22 protein-coding genes are annotated in these 25293 nt (G+C 62.4%); 13 read left to right on the forward strand and 9 right to left on the reverse strand.

Annotation, left to right across the window (positions count from 1 at the left end; all coding sequences use genetic code 11):
- Nucleotides 1-14 precede the first annotated feature (14 nt).
- Nucleotides 15-1067 (forward strand): hypothetical protein, encoded by a 1053-nt coding sequence (locus tag GX444_02355; protein NLH47423.1) that lies wholly within the window; start codon nucleotides 15-17, stop codon nucleotides 1065-1067.
- A gap of 1 nt (nucleotide 1068) precedes the next feature.
- On the opposite strand, the gene GX444_02360 is transcribed toward GX444_02355, so the two are convergent.
- The 6 genes from GX444_02360 to GX444_02385 form a co-directional block, all read right to left on the reverse strand.
- Entirely contained in the window at nucleotides 1069-2847 is a 1779-nt protein-coding gene (locus GX444_02360; GenBank protein ID NLH47424.1) for a sulfatase, read from the reverse strand.
- A 92-nt stretch (nucleotides 2848-2939) separates the two neighbouring features.
- A complete protein-coding gene (locus tag GX444_02365) occupies nucleotides 2940-3629 on the reverse strand; it encodes an S-adenosylmethionine-binding protein (protein ID NLH47425.1) in 690 nt (229 codons plus the stop codon).
- A gap of 17 nt (nucleotides 3630-3646) precedes the next feature.
- Nucleotides 3647-4372, reverse strand: coding sequence for a restriction endonuclease (locus GX444_02370; protein NLH47426.1), 726 nt, complete (start codon nucleotides 4370-4372; stop codon nucleotides 3647-3649).
- Nucleotides 4373-4489: 117 nt separating this feature from the next.
- A complete protein-coding gene (locus tag GX444_02375; GenBank protein ID NLH47427.1) occupies nucleotides 4490-6247 on the reverse strand; it encodes a glycosyltransferase family 39 protein in 1758 nt (585 codons plus the stop codon).
- Nucleotides 6248-6272: 25 nt separating this feature from the next.
- Nucleotides 6273-7403, reverse strand: a complete 1131-nt coding sequence (locus GX444_02380) for a hypothetical protein (protein NLH47428.1) — start codon at nucleotides 7401-7403, stop codon at nucleotides 6273-6275.
- Nucleotides 7372-7761: a hypothetical protein gene (locus GX444_02385; GenBank protein NLH47429.1), complete on the reverse strand. Its 390-nt coding sequence runs from the start codon at nucleotides 7759-7761 to the stop codon at nucleotides 7372-7374. Before GX444_02385 ends, GX444_02380 begins: the two co-directional genes overlap by 32 nt.
- Before the next feature lie 96 nt (nucleotides 7762-7857).
- Here GX444_02385 and GX444_02390 point away from each other — a divergent pair, with 96 nt between their 5' ends.
- Nucleotides 7858-9615, forward strand: coding sequence for a hypothetical protein (locus tag GX444_02390; protein NLH47430.1), 1758 nt, complete (start codon nucleotides 7858-7860; stop codon nucleotides 9613-9615).
- Nucleotides 9616-9648: 33 nt separating this feature from the next.
- Here GX444_02390 and GX444_02395 read toward each other — a convergent pair whose 3' ends face one another.
- Nucleotides 9649-10344, reverse strand: coding sequence for a protein-L-isoaspartate(D-aspartate) O-methyltransferase (locus GX444_02395; protein NLH47431.1), 696 nt, complete (start codon nucleotides 10342-10344; stop codon nucleotides 9649-9651).
- A 148-nt stretch (nucleotides 10345-10492) separates the two neighbouring features.
- Between GX444_02395 and pckA the strand changes: the two genes are divergently transcribed.
- Complete coding sequence (pckA, locus tag GX444_02400; protein ID NLH47432.1) at nucleotides 10493-12064, forward strand: phosphoenolpyruvate carboxykinase (ATP); 1572 nt, start codon at nucleotides 10493-10495, stop codon at nucleotides 12062-12064.
- Between the two features lie 111 nt (nucleotides 12065-12175).
- On the opposite strand, the gene GX444_02405 is transcribed toward pckA, so the two are convergent.
- Nucleotides 12176-13027, reverse strand: coding sequence for a hypothetical protein (locus GX444_02405; GenBank protein NLH47433.1), 852 nt, complete (start codon nucleotides 13025-13027; stop codon nucleotides 12176-12178).
- A 139-nt stretch (nucleotides 13028-13166) separates the two neighbouring features.
- On the opposite strand from GX444_02405, the gene GX444_02410 reads away from it, so the two are divergent.
- The 4 genes from GX444_02410 (at nucleotide 13167) to GX444_02425 (ending at nucleotide 18036) form a co-directional block, all read left to right on the forward strand.
- Nucleotides 13167-14258 carry a Gfo/Idh/MocA family oxidoreductase gene (locus GX444_02410; GenBank protein NLH47434.1) on the forward strand — a complete coding sequence of 364 codons (1092 nt, stop codon included), beginning with the start codon at nucleotides 13167-13169 and terminating at the stop codon, nucleotides 14256-14258.
- Nucleotides 14251-15549 carry a hypothetical protein gene (locus GX444_02415; GenBank protein ID NLH47435.1) on the forward strand — a complete coding sequence of 433 codons (1299 nt, stop codon included), beginning with the start codon at nucleotides 14251-14253 and terminating at the stop codon, nucleotides 15547-15549. Before GX444_02410 ends, GX444_02415 begins: the two co-directional genes overlap by 8 nt.
- Nucleotides 15550-15717: 168 nt before the next feature.
- The gene (locus GX444_02420; protein NLH47436.1) at nucleotides 15718-16128 is read left to right on the forward strand and encodes a gamma-glutamylcyclotransferase; all 411 of its coding nucleotides are present in this window, start codon (nucleotides 15718-15720) and stop codon (nucleotides 16126-16128) included.
- Nucleotides 16129-16215: 87 nt separating this feature from the next.
- Nucleotides 16216-18036, forward strand: coding sequence for a formylglycine-generating enzyme family protein (locus GX444_02425; GenBank protein NLH47437.1), 1821 nt, complete (start codon nucleotides 16216-16218; stop codon nucleotides 18034-18036).
- A 58-nt stretch (nucleotides 18037-18094) separates the two neighbouring features.
- Here GX444_02425 and fusA read toward each other — a convergent pair whose 3' ends face one another.
- Nucleotides 18095-20158, reverse strand: coding sequence for an elongation factor G (fusA, locus tag GX444_02430; GenBank protein ID NLH47438.1), 2064 nt, complete (start codon nucleotides 20156-20158; stop codon nucleotides 18095-18097).
- A gap of 226 nt (nucleotides 20159-20384) precedes the next feature.
- Here fusA and GX444_02435 point away from each other — a divergent pair, with 226 nt between their 5' ends.
- The 6 genes from GX444_02435 (at nucleotide 20385) to GX444_02460 (ending at nucleotide 25289) form a co-directional block, all read left to right on the forward strand.
- Nucleotides 20385-20915, forward strand: a complete 531-nt coding sequence (locus GX444_02435) for a methylated-DNA--[protein]-cysteine S-methyltransferase (GenBank protein NLH47439.1) — start codon at nucleotides 20385-20387, stop codon at nucleotides 20913-20915.
- A gap of 47 nt (nucleotides 20916-20962) precedes the next feature.
- Nucleotides 20963-21805 carry a sugar phosphate isomerase/epimerase gene (locus GX444_02440; protein ID NLH47440.1) on the forward strand — a complete coding sequence of 281 codons (843 nt, stop codon included), beginning with the start codon at nucleotides 20963-20965 and terminating at the stop codon, nucleotides 21803-21805.
- The gene (locus GX444_02445) at nucleotides 21802-22866 is read left to right on the forward strand and encodes a phosphotransferase (GenBank protein NLH47441.1); all 1065 of its coding nucleotides are present in this window, start codon (nucleotides 21802-21804) and stop codon (nucleotides 22864-22866) included. Before GX444_02440 ends, GX444_02445 begins: the two co-directional genes overlap by 4 nt.
- Nucleotides 22863-23828 (forward strand): NDP-sugar synthase, encoded by a 966-nt coding sequence (locus GX444_02450; GenBank protein NLH47442.1) that lies wholly within the window; start codon nucleotides 22863-22865, stop codon nucleotides 23826-23828. Before GX444_02445 ends, GX444_02450 begins: the two co-directional genes overlap by 4 nt.
- Nucleotides 23829-23936: 108 nt before the next feature.
- Nucleotides 23937-24500: a hypothetical protein gene (locus GX444_02455; GenBank protein ID NLH47443.1), complete on the forward strand. Its 564-nt coding sequence runs from the start codon at nucleotides 23937-23939 to the stop codon at nucleotides 24498-24500.
- 3 nt (nucleotides 24501-24503) lie between these two features.
- Nucleotides 24504-25289: an ABC transporter permease gene (locus GX444_02460; GenBank protein NLH47444.1), complete on the forward strand. Its 786-nt coding sequence runs from the start codon at nucleotides 24504-24506 to the stop codon at nucleotides 25287-25289.
- The last annotated feature ends 4 nt before the right edge of the window (nucleotides 25290-25293 follow it).

A 25293-nucleotide genomic window follows, 5' to 3' on the forward strand; every position in this document is an offset into this window, starting at 1 on the left:
GAAAAATGAGGTCGATGCCGAAACGATTCGCCGCGATCGGGCTGCTGCTGATCGCGCTCGGCCTGGCCGGCGCGTGCGCGCCGAAAATCGCGCCGGTCGACGCCGCTGACGATCTGGCGGCCTACGCCGAAATCCTGCCGGAACAGGCGCCGGAGTCGGATCCGGCGGCGGTTTCGGCCGAGGCGCTGGCGGCGTTCGATTTTTCGCGTTCGCCGTTTCCGGGGGGCCAGGGCTGGTATTATTTCAACGGCCACCTGCTCGACCAGGAAAGCCGGCGGTGGACGATCATGTTCGCCATCCTGCCCGATTGGCAGGTGTTCGGCATCGTCGAACTGCCCGACCGACAGATCACCCTGCCGATCTACCGGCGGCAGCCCACGGTGACGCTGCTGGATGACCGTTCGCTGTCGGCCCGCGACCTGGCGACGTTGCGGCAACCGGAGGCGGGGCGGCTGCGGTACGAGTTCAAATTCGAGGACGCGCGCCTGCAACTCAACCTGACGCTGAGCGCGCTCAAGGCTCCGATCCGCGTCAACGGTCACGGCGAAATCACCATGGGCCACACGGGCACGAGCAGCTATTACCTGATCCCGTCGATGCGGATCGCGGGCGACGCCTTCTTCGGGAACCAGACCTACGAATTATCCGGCTTGGGCTGGATGGACCACCAGTGGGGTAAGTGGGATCTGCCGCAAATCCGGCGCTGGCACTGGCACGCCATCCATCTGTCCAACGGCGGCGAACTGATGGTATTCGAAATCCTCAACCGGGATCCGGCGAAAAACGAAATGCTGTGCGATTACATCAAACCCGACGGCGGGTTGCTCGCGCGTGAGCCCTGCAAAACCAAAATCCTGCAAACCTGGGCGAGCCCACGCACCGGCAAGACCTGGGCGGCGGCCTGGCGGATCGAAATGCCGATGGAAAAAGCCGAACTGACGCTGATCCCCGATTCGCTCGATCGCGAAATCAACCCGGTGATTTACGAGGGCGGCTGCCACGTCCGCGGCACGTTCCGGGGCGAGCCGGTCGTCGGCCGCTCGTTCTACGAGGAATACCAGAAATAGCTTACATCGACAGGTAACCGAGGCTGCGCAGCACCCGCTGCTGCTCCGGCGTCATCACCGCCGCTTCGGTCGACAGGCCCGCGCCGGGCCGGTTCAGGTGCAGCACCGGATAGGCGCGAATCCAGACGTAATCGCCCGCCGGCGGCTCGGCCGGCTGCCAGCGATCCTCGAACGCCTCGAATTCGAACGGCGAATCGGACCAGGCCTCGCGGTCGGGACCGGCCAGCAGCTTGACCGCGCCGCGGTTCTCGTTTCCTTCCACGTCGAAGCGCAGCGCCGGGTCGGGCTTTTCCACGATGATCAGAAAACCCTCGCCCTTTTTCGTCGGATCCAGGCGGATGTCGATGCCGTCCGCCTGCTGCTTGAACGCCTCGGGAACCTGGACCAGGCGGCCGCCGGAAAGCTCGAACTGCCGGTTGATCGGCCGCACCTGGACCACCTTGGCGCCCGGCGGCAACTCGGCGTGCAGAAACAGCGGCCGGGCGCTTTTTGTCAGGGAATAGTCGATTTCGTAGGCCGTGCCGCGGCCGTACCAGCCGCTCTTTTCCGCCAGCGCCAGCAGGTCCGCGACCACCTCCGGGTTTTTCGTCCAGAGATCGATGGTTTCGCCTTTTTTGATGTTGACCAGCTTCGGCGTCATTTTCATATCGATGATGCGGTACGGCGGCGGCAGGATCAGCTTGTCGTCGCCGCGGATGATCGCGATTTCCTGGTAACCCATGTTGCCGGTTTCGCAGCCCACCCAAGACACGCCCGGTTTGCCGGCCAGCAGCGGTTGCAGGCTCGGCAGATCGGTGGGGAAGGAATTCAGGCCGACCGCTTCCAGGATCGTCGCCGGCAGCTGAATCGTGTTGACCACCTGGGCGACCGTGGTGTTCCGGCCGGCGCTTCGCGGCCATTTCAGCAGCAGCGGCACGCGGATTTCCGCCTCCTGCATCGAGATGCCGTGCGTGGCGCCTTCGCCCTTGCCCAGCAGTTCGCCGTGATCGGCGGTCACCACGATCAACGTGTCGTCGTAGCGCCCGCTTTGCTTCATGGCGTCGAAGAGGCGGCCCAATTCGCGGTCGACCAGCGCGATGCCGCTGTCGTAAAGGTCCTTGTAGCACTCGAACTTTTTCCAATCCTGTTGCAGGCCGGCGGTGAGCAGTTGGCCGACGTTGACCGGACCGCGGCAATCGGGTTTGGCGAATTGTTCGACGGGCGCGTCGGGGCGGCCGTAGGGATAGTGCACGTCGAAGTAGTGCAGGAACAGGAACGTCGGCTTTTCGGCCGGTTGCCGGTTCAGCCAGTCGATCGCCTTGCCGGTGACCTTGGGCGCGGGGCTTTCCTGCTCGTAGTCAAAGGTGTCGAAGCCGCGGCTCATGCCGTGGGTCTGGCTCAGGAAGGAATGGGTGGTGAAGGCGGCGGTGGCGAAGCCGTTGGCCTGCAGGGATTCGGAGACGAAGGGCATTTCGGCGCGCACGACGCTGCCCAGCAGGATCGCGCCGTGGGCCGAGGACATGCGGCCGGTCAGCAGGCCGGCGTGGGCGGGGAGGGTCCAGTTGGCCGAGCTGTAAACGCGGTCGAAACGGATGGCGTCCTGCGCGAAGGCGTCCAGGCGCGGCGAGGTCGGGCGCGGATAGCCGTAAACGCCGAGGTGATCCGGCCGCAGCGAGTCGATGCTGATCAGCACGACGTGGCGCACCGGCGGCAACGGCACCGGCCGGTAGGCCTGCTGTTTGGCGCAGGCCGGGCCGAGCAGGGAAAGCAGCAGGACGATCCAGAGTCGATTCAGGCGCATGTCGATATCCCGGTACGTCGTTGAACCAAGGGCCCTATACTAGACTAATCATTTCCCGGTGAAAAACGCCCCGGCGTGAATATTCGCGAGTGTCAGGTTTTGGAACCGCGACCACGAGGGATTTCTAGTAAACGCAATTGTGGGTCAGCATGGCCATTGCGTTTGGCCACACCATAATAGGAATTTTCCTCCACATCTTCATTGCCCCATTGGCTCCATCCTTGGCGACGAAAACGTGCGAATAGCTCCAAATACGGACCGGGAGAACAAGATTCGATTAGATCGTAGATTTCATCCGGCTTGCGGGAGTGTTCCCGCTTTTTGGTGCAAAAAAGATTGACTTGAGTCCGGCCTGGGGGAAGGGTTCGCATTCTACCACGGACGCCAAAAAGTACCAATTCGGTGACATTCCTGAAATAAAATCCGACCCCACGCCCGTCAGGTCCACCATCCTTGCGAATTTTATACCAAACCAAATTGGATTTATATGTAAAACCCCAGGCTTCCATAACTTTCAAACCCTCTTGAAGTAGCGCGTTGGGTACCCATAAATATAAATGTGATTTTGCCGCCGCCAATTTGGCGACAGGCAATTCCAGAATTTCTTTCAACTCCATTGTCGGATATCTTAATAATCTTCTGTGTTCGGGCGCCATTTTCCCGGTTCGATTTTGAAACTGCCATGGCGGATCGGCTAAAATTGTCGAATATTGTCCAGTTCTTTTTGCAAGAAGATCTTCCGAGGGATTTGGGGTGGTGAGATTATAAATTTTCGGTGCCATTTATCTCTCCCTAGCGTCTAAGCAATAATGACATTTCTTGGAATGCCTATTAACAGCAAGGGGCATGGATTGCCAACACCGCGTTGAACCCGATCCTCTAGTTTTCGCCAATGTGTTGTTGCTTCCCCGAATTTGTCCGAAACAAATGCATGTGCCCATCCAGCTTCGAAAGAACCTTCTGCCTGTTCTTTCTGTTTGATAATCTTTTTTTGACGATCGGTGGGAGTGTAATATTGAGAAAGATCATTTATTTTAGAAATTTTTTTCTGTATAGCGAATCTTTTGACAACTTCACGTAGAGAATCCTGAAGTGTAGAACCTCTTGTGATAATGGCTCCAATTGATATGGCACCATCGGCATGAAGACGTTTGAAATTTTCTAAATCGCGGTCGAAAAATGGATCTTTATTATTCCACTCAATCTCCAGAGCAAAGGTGCCAGTCTCAAAATGTTTGACATGATCAATTTGATGCGAAATCGACTCCCTTTCTTTTCCGTCAATAATTTTCTTAATCTCGAAATTATGTTTCATCCAGCCAGATGCGGCCAATTCATGTCTCATTCGTTGTGTTAATTCACCCTCACCGCCTCCTCCCCGGATTAACTCCTCTGGTGGTATTTTTATTCCAAGAAGCACTTTTTCTATTTCTGTCACAGCAGCGGCCATATCATGCATCAGAATCGCTTCTGCATGGTGAAGTGTTACAATTTGAAAACCTTTGCTTCTTGCCTTTTCAAACATTTCCATTTTCCCAAAAGGGTTTAATGACTTTTTACCTCAACTATTTAGAAGACACCCAACATTGAAATAAAAATAGCATAGACGATTTGAAGTGCAAGGTGAAAAGGTCATTGTTTTCTAATCGGGCAGATCGCGGTCGCGGGCCGCCTGCCGCAGGCTTTCCTCGCCGGTGTAGTCGACCAGCGGCAGCAGCGCGACCCGGCCGTCGATCTGGCGCAGGAAATAGATTTCGCGGCCCGGAAAGGCCTTCGCGGCCAGGTCCACGTCGACGGGCACGCCTTGCGTTTGCAAAAACAGCACCTCGTCGGAAAGGTCGGGTTCGGGCAGCGGCAACCCGTAAACCGAGCAGCGTTCGTGGCCGATCCACGGGAGCTTGGCGGCGAAGACGACGGCGTTTTTCAACTCCATTTCCCTGGCCAGTCGCGGCAATTCGCCGCCCGCCAGGGCGGCGCGGTACAGGGCGCCCAACTGCGACGGCCAGAACGTGGTCGCGGCCAGCAGCGGCAGGCAGAGCCAGGCCCACGACGGCAGCCGGAAACGCGCGGTCAGTCGTCGCCAACCGGCCGCCAGAAAGACGATCAGCACGGCCCCGGAGGTGTGATGAAGCAGCGGGCCGGTATCGGATAGCCCCGGCCAGAAATAGAAAAAGAGGACGGCGAAGTTGAGCACCACTCCCGACAACACGGCCAGCCTGGCGATCGAGTCGCGCCGCAACCGCGCGCCGTAAATCGCCAGCGCCAGGCCGCCGGGCAGGCCGAGCAGAAACCAGTCCAGCCGCACCAGGTTGTAGAGCGTGAACCGCAACCCGAGCCACGGCGTGTGGCGCGTTTCGATCGCCGCGCCGAAACTGAACGGCGAGGCGACCTGTACGCCCAGGTAGCCCCACCAATAAGCCTGGTAGTTCGTCCAGAACGGATGCCCCCAGAGCTTCCATTGCAGCAACAGCAACGGCCCCAGAGTCAGCGCCGCGCCGAGCGCCGCCGCGCCGATCAGCGCCAGCCGGTTCGGCCGCCGCCACCAGGTGGCCACGAGGTAGGCCAGCGGCCCGAGGCCCATGATTCCCGGTTCGTACTGGCGGATCCACAGCGCCGCGCCGAAAACCAGGCTCGTTAAAAAAACGTGGACGAAGCGCCCGGAATCGGCGGCGACCAGCGCGAGGTAAATTCCCAGGAGAGTGAGTGCCGTGGCCGTGTTCTGCGACAGCAGCGTGGCGCCGGTGGAAAGCAGCAGCGGACTGCAGGCCGCGAAAAACGCCGCGTAGCGCGCGGTGTCCTCGTCGAACAACCGGCGCGCCAGCAAAAAGATCAGCAGGACGATCAGCGCGGTGAAGAGCGGCCCGGTCAGGCCCATCGATCCCAGGTGCTCGGCGGCGGCCAGGATCGCCGGGTGGCCGTAGCTGTATTGGCTGAACCAATGCCCGCGGTAACTGCCGAGGAAGATGTAGTCGAAGGCTTTGCGGTTGGGCGGCGGCGGCGCGGTGAGCCGGCCCGCGGCGAGGGTCCGGGCCTCGAAACGATAGGCCGCCTCGTCATCGACGATCGGCTGGCTTTGCAGCACGAACAAGCGGATGGCCCCGGCCAACAAGGCGGCCGCGACGACCGGCAACAGCCAGACGAGGCGACGGGGCTGCGGCGCGGCGGTTTGGCGATCGCGCAACAGGAACAGCAGGCCGAACGCGGCCAGCGTGACCAGCGCGGCGAACAGAACCCAAAGCCATTCGCCGGCGGGCATCGCGAAGCGCCAGTCGACGTTGCCGGAGCGGCCGTAACGCCGCGCGGCGGCGAACGGCCCGCACCAACGGTTGCCGAGCCAATAAGCGGCGACACCGCCGAGGGCGACGAGCGGCGAGGCGAGGACGGCCAGGTTTTTTTTCATCGGTGCGACCCCGCCATGGGGAGAATCATTCGCCGATGCGCAGCCACGCGAGGTGCGCGATCCGGCCGTCCGGCAGCCGGATTTCACCGCTCAGGGTGTTGGGGTCCGTCAGCTTCAGGCGGTAGACGATGGTGTTCTGGTCGTAGGTCAGTTCAAACGACAACTCGCCGGCGGCCCATTGCGCGCCGGCCAGCGATTGGCGGCCCGCGTTGGTGACCGGGCTGATGCTCGCCCGTTTTTCGTCGAGCAGTTTGATTTGATACAAGTCGTTGTCGCCGCGGCCCGGCCAGTATTCCTTCCAGGTGCCGTTCAACTGTTTCGCCGCGATCCGGCGCCCTTTCGGCGCGGGGCCGACGCGATTCCAGGCGATCCGCCGATTGACGCCGTCGGGCATGGTGACGATGCCGATCAGCCGGTTGGCGCTGTCCTGAAACAATTCGTAGCCGAGCGTGCTCTGGCTGAAACGCAACACGAAAGCCAGCCGGCGGCCGTTCCACTCGATCAGTTCGAACCCTTGTTTTTCGATGTTCGACAGGGTTTCCAGCGTGAGGCGGTCGCCGTCGAGGCGAATCCGGTAGGCGTCGCGCTCCTGCCGGTCGGGCCACTCCTCTTCCCAGTTGCCCGCCCAGTCGGCGAGGTCCACCGCCTTGCCGGCGAGATCCGTTTCCACCGTCTGGCGCGATTCCGCGGGCGTGTAGGCAGAACCTTCCTTGATCCACTGGATTTGATTGACGCGGCCCTCGGCGGAGCGGACGGTGCCGTTAAGCACCTCGCCGGTGTCGTCGATCCGCAGGATGTAGTAGATCGGCCGGCTGTCGATGTAGTTGGTGAATTGCAGGGTTTTACCGTCCCAGCGCAAATCCGCCAGCACTTGCTGGCCCGCGTTGGTCAACGGGTCGATTTGAATGGTGTAGCCGTCGTTGAGCAGGTTGATGCGGAACTTGTCCTGTTCCTCGGCCTCGGGCCATTGCTCGGTCCAAACCCCGGCCCAAGCCGCCACCTTGGTCTCGTTGTCGAGCCCTTCCTCGGCGACCCGGCGCGGCCCGACGGAGCCGCAGCCGACCGCCAGCAACAGCACGAGCAACGCCGGCAGCGGCCACCACCGTCCGAACGAACGGGAAGGGCTATTCCACCTTGTACCAGCGAACCGTTTCATCGAAATTCCTCTTGCCGCCGGTGACCTTGCCCGAGAGCACGCCGTCACTGATCAGCACCAGGTCGTAATAAATCGCGCTGCCGTCCAGGTCCACGAAAAACGAGAGCCTTTTGTATTGGAACGCGACGTTGCGGATTTGTTGCTTTTCCGGATTGGTGACGGCCGTCACCGCGACGTTTTCGCCGGTCACCGTGATCCGGTAGCGATCCTTGGTCGGCATGCCGGGCCATTCCTCTTCCCAGACGCCGGGCAGTTTGGCCAGATCCTTGGCGGGCGTCGCCAGCGGGCTGGTCGTGGCGCAGGCGGCGCCGAGCGTCAACAAGGCGATCAACACGAACGCGAGTCCGAAGCGTTTCATTTTCCCTTACCCCGTGGACAAACTGCCTTCTTTTACCACATGGACAGGCGATGACAAGGACAACTATAATTCAACCCACTTAAAACGGGTGTGACGATGCGAAAAACGGTGCTGCTTTTTCTGTTCTTCCTGCTGATTTTGGGGATTTTCCGCGCGTTGACCCCCCAACTGGGCATCGTCGACGATGCCTGGATCACCTACACCTACGCCCGCAATCTGGCCGCCGGTCACGGCATCGTCTTCAATCCCGGCGAGCGCGTCGAGGGTTGCACCGCGTTTCTGCACATGGTGCTTTTGGCCCCGTTTTCCCTGGTGACGGAGCGCCTGGATCAGGTCGCCACGACGTTCAATATTCTTGCCTGGGCCCTGGTGGCGTTGCTGACGTGGTTCTTCATCCGGCGGCGTGACGGCGGACCGACCGGAGTGCTGGGCTTGTTCGCCGTCGCGTTCGTGCTGATCGGTTTTTCCGGTCTGGCCTGGGCGTATTCGGGCATGGAAATGTCGCTGGTGGCGCTGGCCTGGATCGGCGCGGTGCGCTTGCATTTGTGGGAGCGCGAAACCGGCCGCCTGCCGTGGCTGACCGCGCTGGTGACGGTCATGGCCGGCTTGTTGCGCCCCGACGGTATTTTGCTGGCGATTCCGCTGGCTTTGAGCATCTGGTGGGAGCAGCCGAAAAAATTCGCCTGGGGCAAGGCGATCGTCTATAGCGCGATCGTGCTGGGGCTCTTCGGCGGCTACTGGCTGTGGCGCTGGCATTATTTCGGCTACCCGCTGCCCAACACCTTTTACGCCAAGGTGACGAAAGTCAGCGCGTCCCTCACCTGGACCGGTGTCCTGTACCTGATGCGCTGGTTCTTCGGCATGGTGGTGCCGCTGCTGGGGCTGGTCGCGCTGTTGTACGCGCGCCGCGAGCGCCCGGCGCCGCGCTGGGTGAAGGTGATGCTGGGGCTGGTGACGACATCGATTGTCTATTGCCTGCTGGTCGGCGCGGACTTTTTCTCCTATCACCGGTTCTTACTGCCGTCCTACGCGCCGATGGTGCTGGTCGCCTGGTGGTACGGCGTGGCGGCGTTGGCCAAGCGGCGGCGCTTGCACGGTCCGAGCGGCTATTCGCGGCGGATCAAACTGGTGACGGCGTTTTTCCTGCTCGGGTTGTTCAACCTGATCTACTTCATCGGCCGCTATCCGCCACAGGGTCTGGTGCACGGGTTCGTCGTGCTCAACACGAAAGACTGGGCCTACGTGGCCGCGCTGCTCGGCCGCCATACGCCGCCCGACGCGAAAATCGCCACCGTGCCGATCGGCGCGATGGGTTACTTCTCGCACCGTTACATTCTCGACCTGGTCGGGCTGACCGACGTGCACATCGCCCACGCCCAGGTGCCGACCGGCAAGGCGATCACCGGCCATGAAAAATACGACATCGACTACGTCATGGAACGCCGGCCGGAATTGATCTTTTCCTGGCCCGGCTTGATGCCGGAAGGCGACGCCGGGCTGATCAAATGGGTGATGTCGAACATCGGGGCCGAGGCGCAGAAAAAGCTGATGATCGACCCGCGTACGGCGCGGGAATATCAGTTCGTGTGGCTGCTCACCGACGACGACCGGCCGATCCGGCGCGGTTCGGTCGAACGCTGGCAGGGCCTGAAAGCCGGGTACTGGACGGCGCAAGAGCCCGCTCATGGGGTCATCGGCCTGATCCGCCGTGACCTGCTCGGCCAACCGGGCTATGAATCCTTCCTGCCGCTGGAAAAAGCCGACGCCGATTGGCTCTGGGGAACTTTTACCCTCACCACCCTCGAGGAATTCCATCGCCGGATTTTCGCGTTGCAGCACGGGAAGGGCAAATAAAATCAAGCACGAAAAATCAGCGACGATGCCGGGTCACTTCCCCGCCGCCCCCGGCCCGGTCATCGGCACGAACAGGACGGGCAGGATGCTGTGGCGCTCGACGCCCCGGTCGGTCTTGGTCAGCAGAAGCAGTTCCTGCGAATTCTTGCCGACGGGGATGACCATCCGGCCGCCGACCTTGAGTTGATCCACCAGCGGCTGCGGCACGTGATCCGGCGCGGCGGTGACGATCACCGCGTCGAACGGCGCCTCGGCCGGCCAACCTTGATAGCCGTCGCCGCATTTGACGTGAATATTTTTATAGCCCTGGCCGCGCAGTCGTTCGTCGGCCTGGGTCGCCAGGTCGCAGATAATCTCGATGGAAAAGACGTCATGGGCGATCTCGGCGAGCACCGCCGCCTGGTAACCCGAGCCGGTGCCGATTTCCAGCACTTTTTCGCCGCCTTTCAAAGCCAGCGCCTGGGTCATGAAGCCGACGATGAACGGTTGGCTGATGGTCTGTTCGTGGCCGATCGGCAGGGGCTCGTCGCGATAGGCCAGCGACCGCATGGCTTCGGGCACGAAAAGGTGGCGCGGTACCTTGCCGAGCGCCGCGAGCACCTTGGCGTCGGTGACTCCCTGGGCTTTGACGGCCGCGACCAGCTTGGCGCGCTGAACGTCCCAATCGGCGGCCACGCAGGCAACGGCGAAGGCGAGCAGAACGGCGAATGCCAGGCGAATGGAGCGCATGATTCTCCCTCCCGTGGTGAGATTTTTCTTCGCTTCGCCCGTTTTACAAAAAATCGTCCGGCGAGTGAAATTAATAATTGACATCGATGAAAAAGGCGGCATTCTGGTTCAGCTTAAACACAAAAAAGCGCCACGGGAGAACGCTGGCATGACCCACGGAATCGAGCTGATCAACGTATTGAAATGCAACCGAAATCTCTCTACCGGGACCCTGGTCGGGGAAGTCATTCGCCGAGGGGAAGGGCTGCTGACCAATTCCGGCGCTATCGTCGTGCGCACCGGCCAATACACCGGCCGCTCGCCGCGCGACAAGTTCATCGTCGAGGATCGTTCCACCAAGGACAAGGTTTGGTGGAGCCCCGACAACCAGCCGTTGAACCCGGATGCCTTTGCCCGGCTCGAATCGAAGGTGCGCGCCTATTATCAGGGCCGCGAGCTTTACGCGCAGGATTGCTACGTCGGCGCCGATCCGTACTACCGCCTGCCGATCCGCATCATCACCGAAACCGCCTGGGCCAGCCTGTTCGCGCGCAGCCTGTTCATCCGCGAAACCGATCCGGAAAAACTGGCGGCCTTCGTTCCGGAGTTCACGCTGTTGCACGCGCCGAATTTCCAGGCCGTGCCCGAACAGGACGGCACGCGTTCCGAGGCCTTCGTCGTGGCGAATTTCGCCGCGAAAAAAATCCTCATCGGCGGTACTTCCTACGCGGGCGAGATCAAAAAATCGATTTTCACGCTGATGAATTACCTCTTGCCGCAGAAAAAGATCCTCAGCATGCACTGCTCGGCGAACATCGGCGAAGGCGGCGACGTCGCGCTGTTCTTCGGCCTGTCGGGCACGGGCAAGACCTCGTTGTCGGCCGATCCGAAGCGGCGGCTGATCGGCGATGACGAACACGGCTGGGGCCCGCATGGCGTCTTCAATTTCGAGGGCGGCTGTTATGCGAAGGTGATCAACCTGTCGCCGACCGCCGAACCGGTCATCTGGGATTGCGTCCACAGCTTCGGCACCGTCCTGGAAAACGTCGTGATCGATCCGGAAACGCGGGCGATCAACCTGGATGACGGCTCCCTGACGCTCAACACCCGCGCCGGCTACCCGATCACGCTGATTTCCAACGCCGCCCCGGACGGCTGCGGCGACCACCCGACCAACATCGTCATGCTGACGGCCGACGCGTTCGGCGTGATGCCGCCCATCGCCAAAATGACCTCGGCTCAGGCCATGTACCATTTCATTTCCGGTTACACCGCCAAGGTCGCCGGCACCGAACGCGGCGTTTCCGAACCGAAAGCCACGTTCTCGGCCTGTTTCGGTGCGCCGTTCATGGCGCTGCGGCCGACCGTCTACGCCGATCTGCTCGGCCGGAAGATCGCCCGGCACAAGGTGAATTGCTGGTTGATCAACACCGGCTGGACGGGCGGTCCGTACGGGCAGGGCCACCGGATGCCCATCGGCCACACCCGCGCCATGGTACACGCGGCGCTGTCCGGCGCGCTGAACACGGTGCCGATGCGCCCCGACCCGATTTTCCAGGTGCTCGTGCCGGAATCCTGTCCCGAGGTGCCCGGCGAATTGCTCACCGCGCGCCAGACCTGGAAGAACAAAAAGGCCTACGACGCCCAGGCGGTGAAACTGGCCGGCTTGTTCGCCGAGAATTTCAAGAAATTCGACTCGTACGCGAGCAAGGAGATCAAAGCCGCCGCGCCGCGCGTTTAGAAAAATCCCTCACCCCCGCTGCGCGACCCCTCTCCCATGCAAGGGCGAGGTGCGAAACTGCTTTCCCTTCCCCCTTCGTGGGAGAAGGGTTGGGGATGAGGGGCTTCTTACCTAATCTTCCTTCGGCCAGACGAAGTAATCGACCTTCTTGCCGGTGCGCACGTCGATTTTTTTCACTTTCCAACGGCGCTCGTCGGGGTAGATCGTCACAAGCAGGTAGTGGTGCTGGCCGGTCAGCAGCGTGCCGCCGCCGCCTCCGGCGATGTAAAAGACCGCGCCGTCCTGGCGGCGCTTGGCGTACAGGTGTTCGTGGCCGCTGAACACCGCGTCGGCTCCCAGCGAGGTCAGCAGGCGGCCGATTTCCGGCTTTTCGGGTTCGTACTTTTGGCCCGGATCGCGTTGGCGGTAGTAGTCGGAACGATAGGGCGGCCGGTGAACGAAGAAAAACAAGAGCGGTTTGGTGCCGTCGGGTTTTTGCCAGGGTTTGGATTGGAGCCAGGCGGTCTGTTCATCGCCCAGCGACCAGTCGACGACCTGATTGAGCGGTTCGCTGTCGAGCAGCACCAGCGACACTCCTGCTTCCTGCACCACGCGGTGGCGATCGCCGAAGCGCGCGGCGAAGCCGGCGGCCATTTCGGGCGATTCGCCGTCGTGATTGCCGGGAATGGCGTACAACGTCTGGCCGGCGTCGCGCAAGGGTTTGACCAGCCGGTCGAACTGCTCCCACTTTTGCGGGCCGACGCCGTAGATCAGATCGCCGATCAGCACCACGAAGCGCGCCCGGCTCGCCGCGATCTGCCGCACGATCAGCGACGACACCGCGCGGTAATCGGCGTCGCCCGGCTGCTGCAAATCGCCGACGACGGCGAACGAGTAGTGCGGCCCGTCGGCGCAGGCCGCCGTCAGGCCGGCGACCGACGCCAACAGCAAAAACAGCCAACGAGACGGGCGGCGGCGAATCATTCGCGGCGAATCCTTTCGGCGCTGGTTCGGTCGCAGTATAACCATTTTTCGTTTTCCGGCCCATCGGCGAGGCGAAATATCGTTTGACCCCGCGGCCGCGCGGCCCTTAACATTGTCGTTGCCTTCACCGGAGCACAACATGCCCGAACGGAAGTTGCGCGCGGCGATGATCGGAGTCGGCGACATCACCCTGCTGCATTACCCGGCCTATCGCGATTGCCCGGACGTCGAACTGGCACTGCTTTGCGACGTCGACGAAAACCTGCTGGCGCGGCGGCGCGCCGAATGGGGCGTCACGCGCACCACGACCGATTACCGGGCGGTGCTGCAAGACCCGACGATCGATCTGGTCGAGGTGAACACGCCGCATCACCTGCACAAAAAATTCGTGCTCGAGGCGCTGGCGGCGGGCAAGCACGTCGCCTGCCAGAAGCCGCTGGCGACCAGCCTCGCCGAGGCCGAGGAGATGGCGGCGGCGGCGCGGCGCGGCCCGGGGCGCTTTCGCGTGCTGGAAAATTTCGTTTTTTATCCGCCCTACGTCAAAGCCAAGGAACTGCTCGAAGCCGGCGAGATCGGCGAGGTGCTGACGATCCGTTTCAAGCTGGGCACGGGGTTGTTCGGCTCGCGCTGGGTGCCGCTCAAGTCGGAGTTGTGGCATCTGCTCGAGTACGAACAGGGCCGCGGCCAGGCTATCTTCGACGACGGTTACCACAAGCTGTCGACCGCCATCCATTTCCTCGGCGCGATCGAGGCGGTCAAGGCGTTCGTCGATTGTTCCTTCGCCTACGTGGACGAGCCGGCGCAGATCCTCTGGTGCTACCGGGATAAAAGGGCGCTGGGCAGCTTCGACATCGCGTTTCAGCCCAACCTGTACACCCGCTCCAAGTACTTTCCCGCCGACGAACGCATCGACATCGTCGGCACGAAGGGCCTGATCCAGTTGACCCGCTGCACCGCGCAGATCCTGGACGAGCCGGCGTTGATCCTCTACCGCGACGGCCGCCGGACGCTGTTCGACGAACTGGAAACCGATTGGCAGGCGAGTTTCACGGCGGGCATCCGCGACTTCCCGCGCGCCATCCGCGAAAACCGCGATACCCTGCTGACCGGCGAACGCGCCGTCGAGATCCTGCGCTTCGCCTTCGCGATCATCGTCGCCGGCCGCCTGGGGCGCGAGGTCCGGCCCGCGGAAGTCACCGACGACCTGGTGCGGGAGGCGGTTCATGGCTAGGCGGCTAACGTGGCGGGAGCGCGGTTTGCGGGCGATGTTCCGAGTCGTCCTGGCGTTGCTGCGGCTCGTCGTGCGGTTGCCGCGCGGCGCCTTACTGGCGCTGCTGGACGCCGCCGAACGGCTCGTCCGGATAACGACCGCAAACCCCGAGGCGGTGCGGCAGATCGACGATTTGCGCGGCGTGATTCGCGACCTCCCGCCAGGCGGTGAAGCCCTGCGCCGGATTCTCGTCGAGGGCCGCGACGCGCAAATCCTTTCCGTTATGATGGGCGCCTGGCGCCATCACCGCGGCGGCGTCCCCGATCCGGTCGCTTCGTACGCCGAAAGCAAGGTCGTTGAAAGTCACCGGCGCGAGGCGCCCGCCCGCATCGCCCTGGTCGGCGAGGCGCCGGAATTCGAGTTCCTGCGCGAGGCTTATCGGGGCCGTCCGGATTGCCGTCTGGTGGACTCGCCGGCCTCGGCCGACGGCCTGGAAATCGTGTTGGACGGGCCGGAAGCCCTGGCCCTGGCGGCGGCCTCCCTGGCGCGCGGCGCGGCGGTTTCGCTGCACCTTGGCGCGGCGACAACCGCGACGGCCTGGCGGCAGTTGACCGACGCGGCGGCGCGGGGCGGCGGGCTGCCGCGCATCTACGATTCGTATTTTTATTATCCGCCGCTGCAAAAGCTCAAGGAACTGGTGACAGCGGGAGCGATCGGCGAACCGACGATGCTGCGGATCCGGGCGACCCTGGGCGGCCCGGGAGCGGCGAAACAACTCGATCCGCCGTTCGGCGAGCAACCCTTGCGGCACCCGGCGTTCGACCGTTTTCTGCTGCTGACCTTCTTGGGCGGCCCGGCGGCGAGCCTGACCGCTTATCTGCAGCCGATGGACGCCGCGCGCGGCGGGCAGGGGTTGATCGCCTGCCGGTTCGCGGCGCCGGGAAGATTGGGTTTGCTGGAATGCGCCTATGCGCCCGAATTGTACGTCCGGTCCGATTATTTTCCCCACGATCTGGAAATCGAATACACCGGCACCGACGGTTTTCTGCGGTTGCGGCGCGGCATGGCCGAACGAACCCAGGAGCCGCCGCTCATTGCCCGGATCGGTAAAACCATGCAGGTATACGGGATGGAAACCGGAATGCGGGATGATTGGGCGGTCGTCTACAAGAACGCCGCGGCGGAAATGGTCGGCCTGACCGGCGGACGGTCGGTCGTTCATCTGCCGTCCGCCGCCGTGGTCTCCGCCTTGAATCTGCGCGAACGGGTTTACGATGCGGCGCGCGCCGCGCGACCGATCGAAATATTTTAATGGGGAATGCGAGAGGGCGAATGGGAAATGAAGAAAAGGGATCGCCAACCAACCCGTCATGCCGAACTTGTTTCGGCATTCATGGATGAGACCCTGAAACAAGTTCAGGGTGACAGTCAGATTGGCGTTCAGGGTGATGGGTAAAACGGAATTCGAGGTGACGACGCCGTGTATACGCCGCGCTACGACGAAAAAGCCAATGTCCTTTTTTTCGCCGAATCCACCGATGGATCGAGTGAAATTCCCTTGGACGGGCAAGGTGTTTTCGTCTGCGGTTCGCTGCAAAATCCGCGGAAAATGACGAAATTACTGGGGCGCGAAGCGACGTTCGCGCCGGCGATCGTGTTCGGCTTCCGTCATGAAATTCTGGAGATCGATGGCTGTTCCATTCCCTTCATGCTGTCGTCTCCCGAAACGCCCGGTTGCGTGTTGACCGGGATTGCCTGGTTGGCGTTGTCCGGCGAGGAACTGGGCCGCATCGCGGAAATCGAACTGGCGGGCAACTTCCGCCGGAAGATATTATTGACATCCCATCTCGGCAATAAAGAGTTACAAATAACCAGTTTTACTCGCCGATAGAAATGTGATATACCCACTTTTTTTTCGGGGTAGAGCGCCTCCCGCTCTAGGGGTTATCTTGTATTATTTTCCGTAGGGGTTTTGGTCATGAAAATCCGGAACCTGGTTATCATACTATTGTTGTGTCTGGTGCTGTCCGTTCTTGCCGACGCTTGCGAGAACGGCAAGAACGACCAGGACAATGATGACGACGATGATTCCAACTCCGGCGACGATTCGGGTGACGGTACGAACGGCGATGACGGCGGCGCGTTCGAACTGGACGGCGTCTCGATCATCGGCCGGACGACGGACGCCGAAGGCTTTGTCGAGTTCACGGTGGACGGCCAGGGCACGCTTGGCTTGTACGTCCTGGACGAAGGCCAGACCGACCGGCTGTTGCCGGGAATCAAAGTGTATTTGATCACCAAGGACGGGCAGGCCGCGATCCTGGCGCTGGACGAGACGGGCGTCTACCTGCCGTTTCTGGCCGACGTGGCGACGTTGGCGAACGTCGAGACGAAACGCGCTTCGACGATGATGGCCGGGGTGTTCAATCAGGAATACCTGTTGGGGTTGCCGCGCAATTTCGCCGCTTCGGTCAACGAGCCGATGGTGATCAGCGCGCGGATCGCGCCCGATCTGTTGCGCGTCCTGCTGATTTTCTTTTTCGAATCGGCGGGCACCGAAACCCTGGCGGGATTGGAAACCAAGGTCGGTTCCCTGGCGAATCAGGCGACGACCGCGAAAATCATTCAGCTCGCCCTGTTCACCGACCCGGAGACGGCCACCGCGGCGGTGCCGGTGACCTTGGCGGTTTACGATCGTTCGCATCCGGATTTCGCCAAGTTCCTGCCGACCCTCTACCAGGGGAATTGCTATCCGACCGACAGCTCGTTCGAACTGTATACGAGCAACGATCCCCTGGCGAACAGTTCGCCGGCTTCCTTTTTCTTTGTGCTGGCCAAACCCAAGCAATTGCCAGACGTGTCCGGTAACGTCGATTTGCTCGTCGAGGTGCTCGATGCCGTGTCCGACGCGCCGATCGGCGGCGCCCGTTTGACGTTGTCGCCGGTCGGGCTGGTCGCCTACACCAATTCGGCGGGCCAGCACCCCTTCGCCGATCTGCCGCTTTGCGCCGGGCGGGAAGGGAGCGGCTTTTATCTGCGCATTTCGAAATTCGGTTACTACCCGGCGCAATTCGTGCTCGACGCCCTGACGCCGGAAGTTCTGAACACGGTGACTTTCCGCCTCAGCCCGATTACGGCGGGCGAGGTCGAGCCGACCTGGATCAATATCCCGGCCGGCAGCTACTCGATGGGCTGCTCGCCGAACGACGAGTTGTGCGACGCCGACGAGTTTCCGGCGCACACCGTGCAACTGGCCGGATTTCAACTGACCGAAACCGAGATCACCCAGCAGCAGTACTCACAGGTCGTCGGCGCCAATCCTTCCTGGTACGCCGATTGTCCCGACTGCCCCGTCGAATTCCTCACCTGGTCCGAGGCCAAGGCGTTTTGCGAAGCGGTGGGCGGCCGGCTGCCCACCGAGGCCGAGTGGGAATACGCGGCGCGCGCCGGCGCTACGACCCGCTATTACTGCGGCGACGCCGCCGCCTGCCTGGATCAGGTCGCCTGGGATATCTTCAACGCCGGCAGCCGCACGCACCCGGCGAAACAAAAAGACGCCAATGCCTTCGGCCTGTTCGACATCCTGGGCAACGTCTGGGAATTCACCGCCGATTATTACGCGGCCGACTATTACCAGGGCAGCCCGGCGCAGAATCCGACCGGCCCGGCGAGCGGCCAGTATCGCGCCATGCGCGGCGGCAGTTGGTATTCCGGCGAGTCCAACGCGCGGGTCAGCAACCGCTTCGAGGGCGACACCGTCGGCCGGTACGCGAATTTCGGGTTCCGCTGCGCGAAATGAAAAGGGCGACCCCGTCGGGTCGCCCTGAAAATAAACCGGAAACGAATCCGGGAAACAATCAGGCCTTTTGGTCGGCTTTTTGCGCCTCACGCACCTTCTTTTCGACGGCCGCCGGCACGGGCGCGTACTTGAGCAGTTCCATCGAATAGTTGGCGCGGCCGCTCGACAGCGAGCGCAACGTCGTGGCGTAGCCGAACATTTCGGCCAGCGGCACGGTGCCGATCAGTTTTTGCGAGCCCTTGCGGTAGCGGCGCATGTTGGTGATGCGGCCGCGGCGCTGGCCCAGGTCGCCGGTCAGATCGCCGATGAAATCGTCGGGCGTGGCGATTTCGATTTTCATGATCGGCTCGAGCAGCACCGGCCCGCCGTTGGCGAACGCTTCCTTGAAGCCCATGATGCCCGCCATCTTGAAGGCCATGTCCGACGAATCCACCGGGTGAAACGAGCCTTCCTCGAGCACGACCCGCACGTCCACGACCGGCCAGCCGAGGCTTTTTTCCATCGCTTCCTGAATGCCGCGATCGACCGACGGAATGTATTCCTGCGGGATGACGCCGCCCTTGGTGTGATCCTCGAACACATAGCCGCCGTCGGGGTTGGGCTCGGCGCGGAAGATGATGTGCGCGAACTGGCCGCGGCCGCCGCTCTGCTTGACGTGCCGGTAGTTGACGCGCGATTCGCGGGTGATCGTCTGCCGGTAGGCGACCTTGGGCGCGCCGACCTGCGCCTCGACGTTGAAATCGGTCTTCAGGCGGTCGACGATGATCTGCAGGTGCAGTTCGCCCATGCCCGAAATGACCGTTTCCTTGGTCTCGTCGTCGTAACTGACCTTGAAGGACGGGTCCTCGAGCGCCAACTTGGCGAGCGACGCCGCCAGCTTTTCCATTTCCTTGACGCTCTTGGCGGAAGCGCTGACGGAAATGACCGTCGGCGGCACCTGGATCGACTCGTAAACCAGCGGGTTGTCAGGGTCGCAGAGGGTGTCGCCGGTGATCGTCTGCTTCATGCCGACCAGGGCGACGATGTCGCCGGCCGAGGCCTCGTCGATTTCCAGGCGTTCGCGGGCGTGAATGCGCAACAAGCGGCCGACGCGCTCGGTGTGGCGGCGGCGGTGGTTGTATACCTTGTCGCCCGAGCGCAGGACGCCGGAATAAAGCCGGATAAAGGTTTGCTGTCCAACGAAGGGATCGTGGATGATCTTGAACGCCAGGGCCGAGAACGGGTCGGTCACCGTGGGCAGGCGCTTGTGCGTCTTGGCGGGGTCGCTGATGTCCGAACCGACCACCGCGCCCTTGTCCAGCGGCGAGGGCAGCAGTTTCACGACCGCGTCGAGCATCGGGGTGATCCCCTTGTTCTTGTAGGCCGAACCGCAGAACACCGGCGTCAGCAAATCGCCCAGGACGCAACGGCGCGCGACGCGCCAGATCAGCTCGTTCGGGATTTCCTGGTCGTCGAGGTACAAACCCGCCAGCTCGTCGTCGAATTCGGCCAGCCGTTCGAGCAGTTTGATCCGTTCTTTCGCGGCGGCCTCGCGCAGATTTTCCGGAACGTCGGTGACGAGCTTTTTGTCTTCCTCGTACAGTACCGCCTTCATCTCGACCAGGTCGACGATGCCCTCGAATTCGGCGCCGGCGCCGATCGGCAGTTGAAAGGCGACGGCCTTGGCGTCGAGCATTTCGTCCATCATCGTCAGCACATTGGGAAAATCGGCGCCCTCGCGGTCCATTTTGTTGACGAAGGCGATGCGCGGCACCTTGTGGTGCTCGGCCTGGTTCCAGACGGTTTCCGATTGCGGTTCGACGCCCGAAACGGCGCAGAAAACGATGACCATGCCGTCCAGGACGCGCAGGGAACGCTCGACTTCCAGCGTGAAATCCACGTGGCCGGGGGTGTCGATCAGGTTGATCGTGTGGCCCTGCCACTTGCAGGTGATGGCTGCGGAGGCGATGGTGATGCCGCGTTCCTGCTCCTGCTTCATGAAGTCCATGGTGGCGCGGCCGTCGTGAACCTCGCCCATGCGTTTGGTCACGCCGGTGTAGAACAACACCCGCTCGGTGACGGTGGTTTTACCGGCATCGATGTGCGCGACGATGCCGATGTTGCGAACTTTGGTCAATGGCATAACAACCTCCAAACCTCTTTTTTTTCTCCCCCGCCCGGGGCAAAGGAGCGCGGTTTATACACCAATGCGCCCCGGGTAGCAAGGCGGGTGTATTCCGTTTGGGGCGAGGTTGCCATACATCTGGCGCTCGAACGCAAAAACGTTGTCATCCTCGATTCATCGCGGTTGACCATCCGCCCGCCGGCTGGTTTAGTAGGAGACAAATTCAGGCGGAAAGGAACCCGCGATGAAAAAACCGGTTGCCGGCGGCAGGCTTTGCCATCACCTCATTCCCTGGGGAAAGCTGGCCCTGACCCTGATTTGGGACCCCGAGCAATTTCCTTTGGCACGGGCGATTCTGCTGCCCGGCCCCGCGCAGAAGAAAGCCGCCCGTCAAACGGTCGCGGGCGATCCGCCGCCGGTGGCCGCGAAGATTCGTGCCTATCTGGCGGGCGAGCGGCCGGATTTCACGCTGGACGATCTGGAACTGCGGCTGCTGGCGCCGTTCGAACTGGCGGTGACCCGCGCGACGTTCCGCATCCCGTACGGCGAGGTGCTTTCCTACGGCGAGTTGGCGCGAAAGGCGCGCCATCCGCAAGCCGCCCGCGCCGTCGGCCAGGTCATGGCCAACAACCGGTTTCCGCTGGTGGTGCCCTGCCACCGGGTGGTGCGTTCCGACGGCCACCTGGGCGGTTTCGGCGGCGGGCTGCCGATGAAACGGGAATTGCTGACCCTGGAAGGGTTGACCGTCGACCGCGACTATTTCATCCGGCGCTGAGCACGGCGCCCTTGCTTCCCGCGATTCAGGTTGTTACAAAACCTCGCATGATTTCCGCGCTGAGCACCCATCTGTTCGTCTACAACCGCCTGCGGCGGCAACACCTCGCGTGGATCGCCGCGGCCGGCTTTCGTCGCCTCGAATTGTGGTGCGCCGAACATCACTTCGACTTCACCGACCCGGCCGCCGTCGCCGATCTGCGCGCCGGACTGCGCGAGCACGGCCTGCGCGTCCAGACGATGCACCTGCCGTTCTATCACGGCTTCGGAACGCCGGAATTCCGCTACATCGGGTTCACCCACCCGGAGATCGAAAATCGCGCCCTGATGGGCGAGAAAATGCGGGCGATCCTCGCGCTGTGCGAACCGCTCGACTGCCGATGCCTCGTGTTGCACCCCGTCAGCACGCCCCGGCCGGACGGCAGCCACATCCGCCGGCTCCGCGCGGCCCTCGATTGGTTCGTGCCGCAATGTCGCCGCCAGGGCGTGACGATCGCGCTGGAAAACATCATGCAACCCGAATCGCGCACCGAGATCCTAGCCGGGGTCTGCGACGATTACAGCGGCCAGGTCGGCATCTGCCTGGATACCGGCCACGCGCACATCGACGGCGGCCTGATCTGGCAGATCCACAACGCCGGGCGGCACCTGATCGCGCTGCACGTCCACGGCAATCACGGCGCCACCGACGAGCATTTACTTCCGGGAAATGGTACAATCGACTGGCCGGCGGCCTTGTCCGCCCTGCGGATGCTGGCGCCGAACGCCCACTACTTCACCTATGAGTTGCTCGGTCCGAAAACCGAGACCGAAGAGACGGACGCGCATTTTCGCGCGTTGCTGGCCGCGGCCGCCGGGTTCGACGGGCGGTTACCGGGAGGACGTACATGACTTTGTCCGCGACCGAAAAGGCAACCCAGGCCGTCGCGCAGATGGAGAAAGCGCAGCCCTACGACCTGCTCGTCCATCGCATGGGCGGCGACGCCTCCGATCGCCGGTACTATCGCGTGACCTACGGCGCCTTCGGCATCCAAAAGACCGCGGTGATGATGGAACTGGCGGATGCGGGACCGTTCATCAAGTCCGAGGAAGTCACGCTGTACCACGACGAAAGCGGCGAGCTGCCGTTTCTCAATATTTATCGGTTTCTGACCGGCCTCGGCACGCCGGTGCCCAAGGTGCTTTTTCAGGACCGCGGCCTGGGTGTGCTGTTGCTGGAGGATCTGGGCGACACGCTGCTGGTGGAAATCGCCAAGGGCAACGACCGCGACCAGATCAAGTCGCTGTACCATCGCGCCATCGATCAACTCGTCTACCTGCAAATCCTGGGCACCAAGCGCCTCAACGAGGAATGCGTGGCTTGCCGGCAGGTTTATACCGCCGACCTGTTCATGTGGGAGTTCCACCACTTCGTCGAATACGGTATCGAAGCCCGCTTCGGCCCGCTGCCGGAAAAGGAAAAAAAGGATCTCGACCGCTTCTTCAAGCCGTTGACCGAACACCTGGCGCTGCTGCCCAACGTCTTCGTCCACCGCGATTATCACAGCCGCAACCTGATGGTCGCGGGCAAGCGGCTGGTGATCATCGATTTCCAGGACGCCTTGCTGGGGCCGCAGACCTACGACCTGGCCTCGCTGTTGCGCGACAGCTACGTCGATCTCGGCTGGAAGCTGGCCGACGATCTGGTGGAGTACTACCTGCACTCGTGGCGCGAGCGCGGCGGCTGGTCGCTGGACAAGCGGGTCTTTCTGGCCGATCTGTGGGCGACGGCGCTGCAGCGCAACCTCAAGGCGGCCGGCCGCTTCGTGTTCATCGAACGGGTCAAGCAAAAACCCGGTTACGAGGACTTGATTCCGCTGACGCTTTCGTATCTGCCGGGCTACGCCGAACGCGTGCCCGCCCTGGCCCCGCTGATCGACCGGTTGCGGCAACACGCTCCGGAAATCAAATGACCGTGTTGTCGGCGATGGTGCTGGCCGCCGGCTACGGCACGCGGCTGCGGCCCCTCACCGAGGAAATCGCCAAACCCGTCTGCCCCGTCGTCAACCGGCCGCTGCTCCACTTTCCGCTTTGGCGGCTGGCGCGGCTCGGCGTGACCGAGGTGGTGATCAACCGGCATCACCGGCCGGAATCGCTGGACCCTTTGCTGGCCGAGCCGCCGTTCGGCCTGCGCCTGCGGCCGGTCTTCGAGCCGGCGATCCTGGGCACCGGCGGCGGGCTGAAAAACGCGCGGCCGCTGCTCGAAAACGCCGAGACGATCGTGCTGCTCAACGGCGACACGATCGGCGAGGCAGACCTGGCGCCCGCGTTGGAGCAACACCGGCGAAGCGGCGCGCTGGCCACCTTGTTGCTGCTCGACGACGACCGCATCGCCATGTACGGCGCGGTCGAAACCGATGCGGCCGGAACCGTGCTCGACCTCGCCGATTTCACCCATCGCCGCGGCGAGCGACGCGGATTTTTCACCGGCGCCCATCTCCTGTCGCCGGAAATTTTCAACTATCTGCCGTCCGCCGAGGTTTTTTGCATCGTGCGCCAGGTGTATCAGCCGTTGTTGGTTGCGAAACCGGGAAGTATCCGCGCCGTTTACGGCACGGGCCGGTTTTTCGACCTGGGCCGTCTGGAAGACTACCTGGCCGCCAACTGGTCGCTGCTGGACAACCCGGGGTCGTTCGATTTTCTGCCCCGGCCGTCCGCCGCGGAAAATTTTCGGCCACCGGTGCTGAGGGGCGAGGGGGCACTTGTCGCCAGCGGCGCATCCCTGGGGCCCTACGTCGTGCTCGGCGACGGGGCCCGGGTGGAAAGCGGTGTTTGCCTCGAGCGGACCGTCGTCTGGCCGGACGCCGTGGCGCGCGAATCCGCCGCCGACGCGGTGATTACCCCGCGCCGCGTCGTTTCATTGCCGAAAGAATGAAGCGGCGTCCTTTTCCCGTCGTGTCGATTGACGAAAATTCAACCGATTCGCTATGATCGGTTTCACGAACCAAAAAGAAATTCCGGACTCGCCCTCGGGAGGACATTCATGCGGTCCATCTTGCGCCTGGTCGGAGTGCTTTTGTTCGCGTCGTGGCTGGTCGGCTGCAGCGCCAATCCGCCGCCCGCCGCCGGGACAGTCGATCAACCGGTCGGCGTGCCGGCGATCGAGACGGCGGCGGAAGGCACGCGTTTTGTCACGCCGACGTTGCCCTTCGGTTGGAACCGCCTCGACAAGGGCGACGCCAAGATCGCCTTCATCAACCAGATCCACGATCAGGTGATCCTGGTGAACGTGGTTTACGCGCCCAACCGCAAGGCCAATCTGAAAACCCTGCGCAACCACTTGATTTTCGACATCACCGATCGCCGCTTCGTGGAACACAAGAACATCGAGGTGGACGATCGCAAGGCGCTGTGGACGGTGGTCGAAGGGCGGCTCGACGGCGCCGCGGTCAAACTCGCCACGGCCGTGGTGCGCATCGACGATTGGGTTTACGACCTGGCCTACATCGCCGTGCCGGACACCTTTGACGTCTGCCTGCCGGACTTCCAGAAATTCGTCGCCGCTTTCCATCAAAAACGCTACTACCAGGAAGAGAAGCAGGAGTGAGCCTTGAAAATCACTGACCTGTTCGAAAAAACCGGTCACGGGCTCACCCAATTTCTCGAGGACTTCGGGAGCCTCATATCCCTATTGGGGCAGACGGTCGTCCAGTGTTTCAAGCGGCCGTTCGAATTCGGCGAGATCATCCGGCAGGTCAACCTGCTGGGCGTCAATTCCATTTCCATCGGCCTTTTGACCTCCTTCTTCACCGGCATGGTTTTCGCCCTGCAGTTCGCGGTCGGCCTGGACCGTTTCGGCGGCAAGGAATACGTGTCGGTCGTCACCGGCATCGCCTTTCTGCGCGAGTTGGGCCCGGTGCTGACCAGCGTCGTGGTGTGCAGCCGCGTCGGCTCGGGCATCGCCGCGGAACTCGGCTCGATGGCGGTCACCGAACAGATCGACGCCATCCGCGCCCTGGGCAGCAACCCGGTGAAAAAGCTCGTCGTCCCGCGCATGGTGGCGATGCTGATCGCCTTGCCCTCGATGGCCATGCTCGCCGACATCATCGGCATCCTGGGCGGCATGGTGATCGGCATCACCGAGGTCGGCTTGCGGCCGATGTCCTACCTGAGCGACACGATCGACGGCGTCGGCGTGGCGGATTTGCTCAGCGGCCTGGTCAAGACCTTCTTCTTCGCGGTCGGCGTGGTCTTGATCGCATGCCACAACGGGATGACGACTTACGGCGGCACCGAGGGCGTCGGCAATTCCACGACCAAGACGGTAGTGACCGGGTTGATCTTCATCTTCTTGTCCGACTTTTTCCTCACCCGGTTGCTCCTGGTGTTCGGGTAGGGGT

Source organism: Myxococcales bacterium (assembly GCA_012517325.1).
In the GTDB taxonomy this organism is placed as follows: domain Bacteria; phylum Lernaellota; class Lernaellaia; order Lernaellales; family Lernaellaceae; genus JAAYVF01.